The sequence below is a fragment of the Enterococcus sp. DIV1726a genome (genome assembly GCF_051710985.1).
GTDB classification, from domain to species: Bacteria; Bacillota; Bacilli; order Lactobacillales; family Enterococcaceae; genus Enterococcus_B; species Enterococcus_B hirae.
Genome location: NZ_JBIOLS010000001.1, coordinates 2,490,389 through 2,504,227, shown reverse-complemented (window position 1 = coordinate 2,504,227; position 13,839 = coordinate 2,490,389). Strand labels below are relative to the sequence as shown.

The window sequence follows — 13,839 nt, the reverse complement described above, 5'->3', positions numbered from 1 at the left end:
AGTATAAGTAAGGTCTAGTTGGTCATTTTGATGAATTGTTCGTCTAGCTGTCATCATCAAAAAATGTAAAGGCTTTTATAAAAGGGGACTAAATTTATTTTTTAAAGGTGGGAGAAAAATGAATACTCGAATAAAACGTGAAGAAGTAGCAACTCTTTTGATTAAGGATAAGTTTTTTGCCAAAGGAAATCGACGGTTAAAAATCAAGCAATGGATTGTTGCGATTCTAGGATGGTGTGGCGTGATTTTTCCATTTATTTGGGTAACTATTTCGTTTCGGGCTTCAATGAAAGGGAGAGGATTACAATGGCATTCGTTTCCGGAAGAACGAAAAACGTTTTCTTTTTTGTTGCTATTTTTAGCGGTTGCTTTTTTAGGCTTTGTTCTTTTATTCTTATTCATGACTCGTTGGAATAATCGTCGTTACCAAACGATGCTAAGAAGTGAAAAAATGTATGATGAAGAAAAATTAGAAAAGCGTCGAGATATTTTAGAAACGGAATTCAGCATGCGCTTTGGACCTAAGGAAGAGCGTGAAGCGGTTTGCTATTACGTAGTATCAGAAGAGCAAAATCTTGAAAAAGATTTGATCGAAACCCTCTACAAAAACGAGGGGGTCGAACTCTAATGGTCAGAGTCATTCATACAGGTAATGAACTACTGGATTTTGTAGCTACGATCATTTATTTTATCCTTGTTTCTTATCCAATCCTTGGCAGTTTTGCATGGTTTATTGGGGTATTATGCTATTCGTTTTTATTTAAATATAAGCACATTGATTGGGCGGAGATTCCGACAGAGGTCGAACCGTTTATCACGATCATGGTACCGGCCCACAATGAAGAAGTGGTGATTGAAGACACAATCGATTATTTAATGACAAAAATCAATTATGGGAATTATGAAGTGTTAGTGACAGATGATGGTTCAACTGACGAAACCCCAGCAATATTAGCTCGTTTACAAAAAAAATACCCCAAATTACGAGTGATCCGCATTGATAAAAATAAGGGGAAAGCTCACGCATTTGATATTGGGATGGCTTTTGCCAAAGGTCGGTTGATCTTAAGCAATGATGCGGATACGGTACCTGAACCAGATGCTTTGTCAAATTATGTGAATTACTTTATTCGCCCTGGTGGTAGAAATATCTCTGCTGTTACTGCCAATATGGACGTGAAAAATCGTACGTCTTTACTTGGAAAATCCCAGACTGTTGAATTTTCGAGCATCGTAGGGATCATCAAACGAACACAAGCAGGTGTACTTGGCGGTCTTTATGCGTACAGTGGGGCAAATACCATGTATCGAAAAGACGCATTGATCGATGTTGGCGGCTTTCGTCAAGATCGGGCAACAGAAGATATCAGTATTGCGTGGGATCATCAGTTGAATGGCTGGATCTCGGTGTTTGCGCCAACCATCATATTTTTTATGGAAGTTCCAGTAAGTTTGCCGATGCTTTATCGTCAGAGAAAACGTTGGGCAAAAGGGGGGACGGAAGTCTGGTTGACGAATTTTAAAAAAGTCCTCTTCCATCCTTTTGAAAATATCGGCAGGACGTTCATGTTTATTGATCAAACTTTTAGTATTATTTGGTCGTTGTTCTTTTGTATTTCATTTTTCGTTTTTATTATTTTAATGGGTATTTATCTTTATCAAGGAAATTTTGAACAAATCTATCGGACATTGACGATTAGTTTTCTGTTTGTTTGCTTCGAAATGATCTCAGGCATCATTCAACTGATTGCATCTTTGGTGGTAGACGATCAAGGAAGAAAATTGAAATATATGTTATTTGCCCCATTGTATATGTTGTTATTCTGGATGGTCAATGCGATCACCATCATGACAACCTTTATCCCAGCAATCAAAACGATTTTAGGATACGGAAGTGGCACATGGAAAAGTCCAGAACGAAAAAGTGAATGATGCAACTGAAAAGGACTAGCAAACAAGTGACTGTAGCAGAAGACGAAAGCCGTCTTTTACTACAGTCTTTTTGGTTACATAACTAACTAAATGATCTTAAAAAAACAGCTAAACGATTCCTGGAAACCGTTTACTAACTGTTTTTTATAATAACCATTATAATGTTTAATATAAACATAAAGGAGGAGATAATGTGGAATTGTACTATCTGACGGGGTTGTTTTTAATAATTATATTGTTGTATTTGTTGGCAAAAAAATATGATTTTGTCAAACAGCTTTTTTCAAAGATCACGATTACTTTTTTAGCTGTTTATTTGATATGGCGCTTGTTTTATACCATACCAATAGATAGTTCTGTTTCTTTAATATTTGGGATCATTCTTTACATTGCAGAATTTATCGGGTTATTTGTCTACGGTTTTTTTATTTACCTATTTTCGAATAAATTGTCAAATGAACATCTCTATGAGGCCTATGACGAGAGTTTTCAACCAAGTGTTGCGGCGTTTATTTGTACGTATAACGAAAATAGTAAATTAGTGATCGCCACGGCTTTGGCTGTCAAAGCGTTACGATATCCCAATAAAAAAATATATATTTGCGATGATGGTCATCGTGAGGAATTAAAAGAGATGGCGGAACGTTTTTCCATCGGTTATTAATCACGAGAGGGCAATGAGCATGCGAAAGCCGGCAACATCAACTATGCACTCTCACAAACGACTAGTGACCTCGTACTACTATTGGATGCAGATTTTATTGTCAAAAAAAATATCATTTTTGAAGCCGTTAATTATTTCAAAAATCCTAAAATGGCACTCGTTCAATATCCTCAAACCTTCTATAATAAAGATCCATTTCAGCTTTTAAGAAATTCCTTTTATAATGAGCAAGAATTATTTATGCGCTTTTTGGAGCCAGCTCTTTCTCGAGAAAATGCCCTGATCCATATCGGGACAAATGCAATTATTAGAAGAAGTGCTTTAGAAGAAATCGGTGGGGTTCCAACGAATAGTATTACAGAAGACATGGCGACAGGGATGTTGTTACAAAATGCCGGCTACGAGACTCTCTTTATCAACAAGGCTTATGCATTGGGAATTACCCCTTATACAGCGAAAGAACTAGCTTCCCAACGCTCGCGTTGGGCACAAGGTACGAAGCAGATTTTTGACCACTTCAAGCCACGAAAGTTAAAAGGGTTGTCATTGATGCAAAAATTATGTTATTACAACTCTTATTTGTATTGGTTTACTTCTTTCCAAAAAATTATTTTTTTATTAGCTCCTACGCTGTTTATGGTTTTTGATATTTTTATTGTAAGAAGTAACAACCATCAATTGTTACTATTCTTTTTACCGCCGTTTGTTATGATCACCTTATCCTTTAGGTTATACGTGCCTAAAATAAGAAATCTAACGAGTTCTCACATTTATGATTGCTTTGTGGCACCGATCCACACAGGAGCATTATTAAAAGAATTTTTCAAACCACAAAAGAAATTCAACGTAACGAAAAAAGAAATTGTCGGGAGTAACGCATTTGATTGGCGTACGGTGTTCCCGCATATCGTTCTTTTTTGCTGGATTCTTTTTGCTTTTATCATTGCTCTTTACCGATTGATTCGTGGGGAAGGCTATGAATTTGGTTATATTGTTACGTTAGTATGGTCAGTCTATAATCTTTATGGCTTGTTTTATGCCATCACGATCGGTAAAAACCGAGATATCGAAAGTGACAGTGAAGCATTAAGTATTACAGTCAATCGTCAGTTATCCTATGATTCGAAAATTTTTGAGATGTATCAAATGAGTTTTAATGGCTTTCGGATCAGAACGGGTGGGGAATCATTCATTCCGGGAGAAAACTATATGTTTGTTGATCAACAACAAGGGTTGCAGATTACTTCAGTGTGTCGAGAAACACAGGAAGCTTACACCACTTTCTCATTTGAAGATTTGACCCCACAATCAGCGGAAGAACTAGCGAGTTATTATAGTGACCAGCTGAATGCTGCCAAACAACTAGAATTTGATATGGAAGATGATTTAGTAGAAAGCTAAAAAAGAAGAATCACTCGCTTTTCAAAAAAGGCGAATGATTCTTTTTTCATTTTTTATCAGCTATTCAAGACTTCTCCACAGGCTCGACATGTACATCTGTTTCGTGGACTTGGAATTGTTCAAATAAAGTGTGTTCGATCAAATCAGAAATATCATGACTTTCTTTGACAGTCAAATTAGGGTCCATGGTAACAGTGATATCTACATAAGTATTTGAACCATAAGTACGCCCTTTGATACTCTTCACGCTTTGGACTTCCGGGATGTTATTGACTGCTTGTTTGTAGCGCTCTAATTTTTGTTGGTCAAAGCCATCAGATAAAGAAAAGGAGCTTTCTCTAAAGATATCAACTGCTGTTTTTAAAATCAATAAACCCACGACGATTGCAGCGGCACTATCCAACCAACCCAAATTGAAGGAGGCCGCAAACACTGCCACGGCTGTACCGATACTTGTCCACGCGTCACTAAGATTGTCTTTCGCTGCAGCTAGTAAACCAGGACTGTTGACTTTTGTGGCTAGTTTTTTATTAAAGAGATAAACCCCGTACATGATCAACGCTGAGACAATCCCAACAATGGCTGCGGTCATATCGGGTGATTCCATTTTTTTGTCAGTAATCGAGAGAATCGAAGAGTACAAGACTTCCAGACCAACCAATAACATAATAAACGAAGTGATTAAACTCGCAATATTTTCGGCTTTCCAGTGACCATAGCGATGTTCAGTGTCTGCAGGTTTGCGTGAGATTCTCAAACCAATCAATACAGCAACTGAAGCTAGGATATCCGTAAAATTGTTTAAGCCATCGGCTCTTAACGCTTCAGAATTTGCGAGATTCCCGATAGTCAACTTCAGTATCGAGACTACGATATAAGCGACAATACTAATGATTGCACCTAATTCTGCTTGTTTCAATTGTTTATATCTGTCTTTGTTCACACATTTTCACTCCAACATAAAGTATTTTATTATCTTATAATATTTTCGAATAAAATCACTAAAAGTGTGGAAAATATAATGGTTTTGGATAGGCGAAATTTGGAACTATCCCGAACTTAACTGAATCGATAGGAGCAGCGAATCAAAAGGGATCAGCTATGATGGCACCTGCAGTAGATTCAGAAATCACCTAAAAACAAAAAGCAGGAAAGTCATCTGATGCGTATGCTTTGAGCTTTAAATTTAACCGTGTTAGGGTAGATTTGTACCGAATAAGAAGGAGGAAAGAGACACATGGCAAAAAGAGATTTACCAAAAGTCGAAACTCGTCTTTATATCAATGGCAAATGGCAGACAGGAACAGAAGGTACCTTCGAGGTGATCAACCCTGCAACAGGTGAAACCTTAGCGAATGTTCAAAAAGGTGGAGAAAGTGAAACCCACGAAGCAATCAAAGCCGCTAAGAAAGCATTTGAAGAGTGGTCAAAAACTTCTCCTGCTCAACGGGCAAAATTAATGAACAAGATGGCAGATCTAGTGGAAGAAGACAGTGAACGTTTAGCTACGATCATGACGATGGAACAAGGAAAGCCACTCAAACAAGCTGCTTCAGAAATCAACACGAATGTTGAAAATTTGCGGTGGAATGCTGCCGAAGGGCAAAGAATCTTAGGCGAGATCATTCCTTCTCCGGCAACCAATGAATGGCAAGTACGTAAAGAATCAGTTGGAGTAGTAGGTGCAATCACTCCTTGGAACTTTCCATCCAATATGATTATCCGTAAGATATCTCCAGCAATCGCGGCTGGCTGCACGGTTATCTTAAAACCAGCAAAAGCGACACCGCTTTCTGCATTGGCGTTAATGGAGCTTTTTGATCAAGCTGGCTTTCCTCCAGGAGTCGTCAATATCGTGACTGGAGACTCCTCAACGATCGGTAAAATTCTAACCGAATCAGAAGACGTGCAAAAAATCACTTTCACTGGTTCGACAGAAGTAGGACAAATCTTAAATAAACAAGCAGCATCAACGTTGAAAAAAGTTTCCATGGAACTAGGCGGACATGCGCCGTTGATTATTTTTCCAGATGCAGATTTAGAATTAGCAACGGATCAATTGATCAAAACAAAATTCATCAATAACGGACAAGTATGTACGTCGCCTAATCGAATTTTTCTTCATGAAGCAATCAAAGATGAAGCTACGAAATTGATCGTCGAAAAAATCAAACAAGTATCCGTTGGTAATGGCTTAGATGATCCAACGACAGGACCTTTGATTAATCAAGAAGGTGTGGAAAAGGTAGAAGAACAAATCAAAGATGCCGTAGATAAAGGAGCCAAGATTTTAGCAGGTGGGCAACGACTGACAGAAGGAGAGTATGCGCATGGCTATTTCTTTGAACCCACTGTTTTGGATGGTGTCACGAAGGAAATGGACATCTTTTATCAAGAAACCTTTGGACCAGTGATTCCGTTGATTGCGTTTAAGGAAGAAGAGGAAGTGATCAAAGATGCCAATGATACCATCTTTGGGTTAGCTTCTTACTTCTTCTCAACGAATATCCACACGATCGCGAATGTTAGCCAGAAACTCCAATATGGGATGGTCGGTGTCAATGATACAGCTATTTCAAATTCAGCTACGCCATTTGGAGGGGTCAAGCATTCAGGCTTTGGTCGGGAAAATGGAACTTACGGTGTGGAAGAATATGTAGTAGCGAAGTTTGTGACGATTCGGACAGCTAAATAACTAGCATATCAAAAAGCAAAAAAATACCAAAGAAGCTAGATTCTTCCCAGCTAGTTTCTTTGGTTATTTCTACGTTATTTCTGTTGCTCTTGCTTTCGACATTCATGATAGACATGATAGAGATTTAGTTCATATTCTTTTTTGGCATTCGTTACAACAGTATCTAAAATCAACCCAGTAACTAATGAAAGTAAGGCAAGGATCATCAATCCGGTACTTAAAATAGCAGAAGGCACCCGTGTGATAAAGTGAGTCAGCATATACTCTCGGATCACTGGAACACCGGCAAATAAGCCGAATACAAAAAAGAAAAAGGTCCAGATGCCAAAAAACATCAATGGTTTGTAGTCTTTCCACATTTTAACGATCATCATGATCACTTTAAATCCATCAGAAAATGTATTCAGTTTCGATTCACTGCCTTCTGGACGGTCTCGGTAATCGATCGGCAATTCGACCAATTTGAATTTTTTGTCTAAGGCATGGATCGTCAGCTCAGTTTCGATTTGGAATCCGGAACTCATGATCGGGAAACTTTTGACAAAAATACGATTAAATCCTCGGTAGCCTGTCATGACGTCTCGTATTTTTGTTTTATATAATCGTGTGATTGTGTTTTTCACTAAATTGTTCCCAAAATCATGAAACGGACGTTTGTTTTCGTCAAAGTAAGTCCCATTTGAAAGTCGGTCACCAATTACCATATCCGCTTCACCTGAGCGAAGTTTATCCAGTAATCCATGCACCGCTTCGGCAGGATAGGTATCATCACCATCCACCATGAGATAGTAATCTGCATCAATATCAAAAAACATTTGCCGAATGACGTTTCCTTTCCCTTGTCTTGGTTCTTTTTTGACGATTGCCCCACACGCCACGGCAAGTTCATAGGTGGTATCAGTCGAATTGTTGTCATATACGTAAATCTCTGCTTCCGGTAATTCTCGTCTAAAGTCTGCAATGACTGTTGAAATCGTCGCTTCTTCATTATAACAAGGAATCAGAACAGCAATTTTCTCTTGTTGTTCCATTTTTCACTCTCCTTAAATCATAGAAAACAAAATCTCTATTAAGAATACTGTATCAAATTCTTAAATGCTAGTACCTAGAGAGAATTTTCACTTCTTTTTGTTTCTATTGTAAAAAGCCCCGTATAAAACCACTATTTTTATGTTCATGGTGATAGCTGAGGCTTCGCTTTATTAAATCAACTCATTCTTTTTTCTTGAAATCTCTAACACGGTGCCGGTATACGCATCCGCTAAAAATTCGTAGCAAATGATTTCGCCATCTTCCAGGCGGGAAATCCCTCCACGATAAGCTTTGGAATGGATCGCAAATTTTCTAGTCGGTTCTTTTTCAAATGAGATCCAAGACCCCTCGATGGAGCCTTCTTTTAAGAATGATTCTTTGACTTGTTCTAAGACTTGATCAGCTGATAACGTTTTCTTACGTTGATACAAAACCATTGAAGTGATGCCACTGATTAAACCAAGTCCGATACCTATAGCAAGACCGTTTTTAAAATTATTTGACTCACATTCTTCAGAATACATACGTCTTACCTCCTTCTTTGTCCAAAAAGATTATCTTCATTTATTCTACCATACTCTGTGTTTTTCTTAGAAATAAATAACCGCTATCAATTAAAATAAGCTATAATAAATGTGAGTGATTGACTAAGAGCAATACAAATTAGTCAGTCAACTATAAATTTGAGAGGAGCATAGTCTGAATCTTAGGCGAACTTTATTATGGATGAAAAAACATTTCAACGAATCAAAGAGTTAACAGAACTTCAAGGAACAAGTGGTTTTGAACAAGACATTCGTGCGTATATGGAAGCGCACATGGAACCCTTAGTGGACGAATTACAACTAGATGGTTTAGGTGGAATCTTTGGCTTACGCCAACATGAAGAGGCAGATGCCCCACGCGTGATGGTTGCGGCTCATATGGATGAAGTAGGATTTATGCTAACCCAAATCCAGGACAACGGTTTATTCAAAGTTGTACCTTTAGGTGGCTGGAATCCGTATGTGGTTTCTGCTCAACGCTACACATTGAAGACTTCTTCTGGCAAAAATTACCCATGTATTTCTTCTTCTGTTCCACCACATTTATTACGTGGAACAAGCGGCCAAAAATCAGTGGAAGTGACAGATATCTTATTTGATGCTGGTTTTGAATCACGTGAAGAAGCAATGAGCTTTGGCGTATTGCCAGGCGATACGATCGTACCATTCGCTGAAACCATCAAAACGGCTAATGGTAAAAATATCATCAGTAAATCATGGGATAACCGCTATGGTTGTACAATGGTGTTAGAAGCGTTAGAAGCGCTGCAAAATGAAAAACTAGGTCATACATTGATCGCAGGAGCAAACGTGCAAGAAGAAGTTGGTTTACGTGGGTCAAAAGCTTCTGTCAACAAATTCAAACCTGATCTATTCTTTGCAGTCGATTGCTCAGCAGCAGACGATACGGTAACAAAAAAAGGGACATTCGGACATCTAGGTGAAGGAACGTTGATGCGTATCCAAGACCCAGGATTGATCATGTTACCACGCTTGCGTGAATACTTATTAGACGTGGCTGAAACAAACAACATTCCATATCAATACTTTGTCTCAAAAGGCGGCACAGATGCAGGTGCGGCACATACACAAAACGAAGGAATCCCAAGTACGGTGATCGGAGTCGTAGGACGCTACATTCATACGCATCAAACAATGTTTAGCATTCGTGACTTTGAAGCAGCAAGAGAGATGTTGATCCAAACATTAAAAGGATTAGACAAATCGACTGTCAATACGATCGTTTACGGAAAATAAGAATACATCCTTTAAACGAAGTGAAACGAGAACCATGGATCGTGGAACAGAGACTGAAGGATAGTGTAAATAGTTAAGAAGTTCAGAAATAGAGGAAGTCCTATTATTGGGCTTCCTTTTTAGGTCTTCTTGTTTTTTCGTCAGTCAGTAAATACGGGGGAAATCGGTGAATCGTTTTTTTTGTTGAAGCACCTGAATTTTTTGAATACAAAAGTGAGGACTGGTTAGGAGTTGGTGACTTTTAAAGAAAGGTGTATAATTTAAATATAAGAAGAAAAGAGGGACAGCAATGATTATTCCAGAAAACTTAGAAGAATTAGCAGGTTACGTTGAAAAAGGGAACAGTGTCTTTTTCTTTACCGCAGATTGGTGTGGCGATTGTCGCTTTATCAAGCCTCAAATGCCAGAAATAGAAAATGATTTTGCCGCATGGCGTTTTATTGAAGTCGATCGTGACAAATACATAGATGTAGCCGCTGAGTGGAACATTTTTGGAATCCCAAGTTTTGTAGTGATCAAAGACGGTAAAGAATTAGGTCGTCTAGTGAATAAAGATCGGAAAACAAAACAAGAAATCGAGGATTTTTTAAATCGTGTGACGAACGGCTAACATCTGGATATTTGTTAGGAGGGATCAGGATGGAACAAGAATATAAAAATATTTTGGTCGGGATCGATGGAAGTGAACAAGCACTTTCTGCCTTTAAAAAAGCAGTTGAGGTTGCTCGAAGAAACGACGGAACCGTCTATGTAGCAAATGTGATCGACCAACAATTTTATAATTTCATGGGCTATGTCCCAATAGATCAAACGCTAGTTGACCAACAAACAGAAGCAGCGAAACAAATGATTGAAGACTGCAAAGCTTATGGAAAAACAGTTGACTATCAAAAAATCGAAGGAATCGTTGCTTATGGTTCTGTTAGAGAATCAATGGCAGTCAACTTACCAAAAAAATATGCGATCGATTTGATCATGGTCGGTCAATCAGGATTAAATGCGGTTGAACGATTTATGACAGGTAGTGTTTCCAGCTATGTCATCCGCCGAGCACCATGTGATGTCTTGATTGTCTCTGATGAAGTGGAGAACAACACCGTCAATTAAATACGTTAACGAAGAGATAGTGAAATGCCTAGCTCTAAGAAATAAGCCGGAGAATCCGAAAATAGTTCCTCCTATTTTTGGGATTCTCCGGCAAATTTTCTGATAGAGTGACTTTTTGCATGCTGTTTACTCGTTTTTTAGAGTGAAGGGCAAGGATATCTTTCACAGGCTCGTTGCTATTGAAAATTCTTGCGATTCCATAACTAAGAACATAGTTGTTCGCACTTTTTTTGAAGAATGAAAAAAAGCATGCACAAAAACTTTTTTTTTGTTAAGATAAATGTCAGCAAAGGATAATGGAGGAAAAAACATGATTTTTGCTTATAATAAAGCGCACGTGGGAGATACCTTGATGGTCATCGTCTCAAATGACAATGGAACCGAAAATACGGTCATCCGTAAATGGAATGTTGCTCAAATCAAAGATGAAACAGGACAAATCGTTGGCTGGAATTTTTTCCATATCTCCGACCATCTTACGATCGAAGGTAACGGACAAGTCAAACTAACAGAAGAACAAATTGCACAGTTGAACCGCTTGATCAAAGAAGCTGGTTTTGAAGAAACGTTAACAGAAGAAAATGAACCAAAAATCGTTGTTGGCTACGTCAAAACTTGCGTACCACATCCTGATTCTGATCACTTATCGATCACTGAAACACAAGTAGGTAAAGAGGAAGTCTTACAAATCGTTTGTGGCGCTCCGAACATTGAAGCAGGACAAAAAGTCGTTGTTGCCAAACCAGGAGCTATGATGCCTGATGGAATGATGATTTGGCCAGGAACATTACGTGGGGTTGAAAGTCACGGAATGATTTGTTCGGCAAAAGAATTACAATTACCAGATGCACCGAAAGAAAAAGGGATCCTTGTTTTACCAGAAGATGCAGTGATTGGCGAAGCATTTCCAAAATAAGCAAAAAACAGCACAGTTGCCGAGCAACCGTGCTGTTTTTGTATAGGAAATTAGTTATTAGTTACCAGAGTTCTCTGATTGACTTTGTTTTAATGCGGATTGATCAATTGTTAATTGAATCGTTGTTGTTTTCTTTTCTTTTCCGCGATAGTAAGTGACCTTCACTGAATCGCCGACTTTTTTCTGATACAAGACAGATTGTAATTCTACACCAGAAGAAACATCAGTATCATCGATTTTTGTAATGACATCATATTGTTTCAAGCCAGCTTTTTCTGCAGGTGTCGCCGGTTGAACGCTGGTAACAATCACACCATTTGTCACAGACTCAGGAATTTTCAAGATTTGTTCTTGTTGTTGGGTTGAAACGGCTGAAAGGTCAACCATTGTGATCCCTAGAGCAGGACGGGTTACTTTTCCATCTTTTTCAAGTTGGTTGATAATATTTACTACATCGTTACTTGGGATCGCAAAGCCCATTCCTTCCACGCTTACACCTGATGAAGAAGCAGAAGTACTTGCAATTTTACTTGAATTGATCCCGATCACTTGTCCTTCAATATTGACTAATGGACCACCAGAATTACCAGGGTTAATCGCAGCATCTGTTTGGATCGCATTGATATTGACCGTTTGATTTGACTCGTTCGTGCTGGTTACTTGGCGATTCAATGAAGAGATGATCCCCGAAGTCACAGAGTTGGCATATTCAGAACCTAGAGGAGAACCAATTGCGATCGCAGGTTCACCTACTTTCAATGAATTAGAGTCACCAAATGAAGCAACTTTGTTCACTTTATCTGCACTGATTTTCAAAACGGCTAAGTCAGAATAAGCATCCGTTCCGACTAATTCAGCTTTGACTTTGGTTCCATCTTTTAATAAAACTTCTAATCCTTGTTGCCCTTCTACTACGTGATTATTCGTTACGATATAAGCGGAATTACCACTTTTTTTGTAGATGACACCACTACCTTCACTAGAAGCCTCTAGATTGCTATCATCAGAACTTTCTTGTTGTTGTTGGCCAAACAGTTGACCAAAGCCGTTGGTCCCTTGATTTTGGCTTTGAAGATTGATAACAGATACCACCGCATCTTGGACTTTATCGACCGCATTCGTGATATCTGAATCGACATTGACTTTGACATTCTCAACGACAGTTTCGCCCGCTGAATTTTGATGACCACCCGAATTTGACGCTGCGTTTCCAGAACCCATGACAGCATAAAAAATACCAGCCGTTACCAAGCCCCCAATAATTCCACCGACTAAGCCTAGACCCAGCTTACGCCAGATTCCATTATTCTTTTTCATTTTTGGTGTCACATCTTTTCTCTCCATGTGATCTGCCTCCATTTATCATTTTCTTCTATCTCTAAGTATAGACTTATTTGTTAAGATTAGTCTACTTGGAGACTATGAACTTTTTATGAAAAACTTTAGGAAAAATCATTGCGTTCAGATGAAAAAACAAGAAAAAAGTTTTCCACAAATCCTGTGTAGAAATCAGCGGAAAACTCGCAGAAAAACAATACCCTTTTTTATCCACAAGATGTGGAAAACGTGGATAAATCGGTGCAAAACATACGTTTGCTTAAGAAATACTTATAAAATAAGCCAAAATCATCGTCTTTTCTGTGGATAAACCTGTGGATGATGTGCATAACTATGTGGGAATCTTTAAATAAATAAAAAATAACTCGCTTTTTCTTTTAGCAAACATTTCGTTATAATAGAAAAGAAGGAAATACGAACAACGAACAATGAAGAGGAAAAATGAAGGAGTAAAGCAATTGAATATCAAAATCATTTCAGTCGGTAAACTAAAAGAGAAATACTTGATCCAAGGAATCAATGAATACGTCAAAAGGCTGCAAGCATACGCTAAAATCGAACGAATCGAAGTCCCCGATGAAAAAGCACCTGAGAACTTGAGTGAAGCTCAAATGCGCCAAGTCAAAGAAAAAGAAGGCGAGCGGATCTTGAGCAAAATCAAAGAACAAGAATACGTCTACGCACTAGCGATCGAAGGGAAAAATCCAACCAGTGAAGCTTTCGCCAAAGAAATCGACCAACTAGGAATCCAAGGGAAAAGCCAGATCACTTTTGTCATCGGTGGCTCACTCGGCTTAAGCGAAGCCGTCATGAAACGCAGCAACACCCAAATCTCATTTGGCAAAATGACCTACCCCCACCAACTCATGCGCTTGATCCTCGTCGAACAAATCTACCGCGCTTTTCGAATCAATGCGGGTGCGCCTTATCATAAATAATGATATTTTTTCTG

Annotated in this window: 12 protein-coding genes and 1 pseudogene; 9 read left to right on the top strand and 4 right to left on the bottom strand. The window is 38.5% G+C overall.

Annotated elements, in window-relative coordinates; all coding sequences use genetic code 11:
* The first annotated feature begins 118 nt into the window (after positions 1-118).
* The 3 genes and pseudogenes from IGJ27_RS11345 to IGJ27_RS11335 all read left to right on the top strand — a co-directional run bounded on the left by IGJ27_RS11345 (position 119) and on the right by IGJ27_RS11335 (position 3,997).
* Entirely contained in the window at positions 119-628 is a 510-nt protein-coding gene (locus IGJ27_RS11345; RefSeq protein WP_178306360.1) for a hypothetical protein, read from the top strand.
* Positions 628-1,932 carry a glycosyltransferase family 2 protein gene (locus tag IGJ27_RS11340; protein ID WP_010720951.1) on the top strand — a complete coding sequence of 435 codons (1,305 nt, stop codon included), beginning with the start codon at positions 628-630 and terminating at the stop codon, positions 1,930-1,932. The genes IGJ27_RS11345 and IGJ27_RS11340 overlap by 1 nt, the downstream gene beginning before the upstream one ends.
* Positions 1,933-2,125: 193 nt before the next feature.
* Positions 2,126-3,997, top strand: a pseudogene (locus IGJ27_RS11335) (glycosyltransferase).
* A gap of 64 nt (positions 3,998-4,061) precedes the next feature.
* Here IGJ27_RS11335 and IGJ27_RS11330 read toward each other — a convergent pair.
* Positions 4,062-4,940, bottom strand: a complete 879-nt coding sequence (locus IGJ27_RS11330; RefSeq protein ID WP_010737041.1) for a cation diffusion facilitator family transporter — start codon at positions 4,938-4,940, stop codon at positions 4,062-4,064.
* 294 nt (positions 4,941-5,234) lie between these two features.
* Between IGJ27_RS11330 and IGJ27_RS11325 the strand changes: the two genes are divergently transcribed.
* On the top strand, positions 5,235-6,692 hold the full coding sequence (locus tag IGJ27_RS11325; RefSeq protein ID WP_178306361.1) for an NAD-dependent succinate-semialdehyde dehydrogenase: 1,458 nt from the start codon (positions 5,235-5,237) through the stop codon (positions 6,690-6,692).
* Positions 6,693-6,766: 74 nt separating this feature from the next.
* Here the strand turns inward: IGJ27_RS11325 and IGJ27_RS11320 are convergent, their stop codons facing one another.
* A complete protein-coding gene (locus IGJ27_RS11320; RefSeq protein ID WP_002317103.1) occupies positions 6,767-7,723 on the bottom strand; it encodes a glycosyltransferase family 2 protein in 957 nt (318 codons plus the stop codon).
* 171 nt (positions 7,724-7,894) lie between these two features.
* Positions 7,895-8,248, bottom strand: coding sequence for a PepSY domain-containing protein (locus IGJ27_RS11315; protein WP_002317104.1), 354 nt, complete (start codon positions 8,246-8,248; stop codon positions 7,895-7,897).
* 198 nt (positions 8,249-8,446) lie between these two features.
* Here IGJ27_RS11315 and pepA point away from each other — a divergent pair, with 198 nt between their 5' ends.
* From pepA to ytpR, 4 genes are all read left to right on the top strand, one after another.
* Positions 8,447-9,526 (top strand): glutamyl aminopeptidase, encoded by a 1,080-nt coding sequence (pepA, locus tag IGJ27_RS11310; RefSeq protein ID WP_010720947.1) that lies wholly within the window; start codon positions 8,447-8,449, stop codon positions 9,524-9,526.
* 289 nt (positions 9,527-9,815) lie between these two features.
* Positions 9,816-10,136: a thioredoxin family protein gene (locus IGJ27_RS11305; protein WP_002317106.1), complete on the top strand. Its 321-nt coding sequence runs from the start codon at positions 9,816-9,818 to the stop codon at positions 10,134-10,136.
* A gap of 29 nt (positions 10,137-10,165) precedes the next feature.
* Entirely contained in the window at positions 10,166-10,633 is a 468-nt protein-coding gene (locus IGJ27_RS11300) for a universal stress protein (protein WP_178306362.1), read from the top strand.
* A gap of 310 nt (positions 10,634-10,943) precedes the next feature.
* Positions 10,944-11,549: a YtpR family tRNA-binding protein gene (gene ytpR, locus IGJ27_RS11295; RefSeq protein ID WP_010737044.1), complete on the top strand. Its 606-nt coding sequence runs from the start codon at positions 10,944-10,946 to the stop codon at positions 11,547-11,549.
* A 57-nt stretch (positions 11,550-11,606) separates the two neighbouring features.
* Here the strand turns inward: ytpR and IGJ27_RS11290 are convergent, their stop codons facing one another.
* Positions 11,607-12,893 (bottom strand): S1C family serine protease, encoded by a 1,287-nt coding sequence (locus IGJ27_RS11290; protein WP_010737045.1) that lies wholly within the window; start codon positions 12,891-12,893, stop codon positions 11,607-11,609.
* A 452-nt stretch (positions 12,894-13,345) separates the two neighbouring features.
* On the opposite strand from IGJ27_RS11290, the gene rlmH reads away from it, so the two are divergent.
* The gene (gene rlmH / locus IGJ27_RS11285) at positions 13,346-13,825 is read left to right on the top strand and encodes a 23S rRNA (pseudouridine(1915)-N(3))-methyltransferase RlmH (RefSeq protein WP_178306363.1); all 480 of its coding nucleotides are present in this window, start codon (positions 13,346-13,348) and stop codon (positions 13,823-13,825) included.
* Positions 13,826-13,839 lie beyond the last annotated feature (14 nt).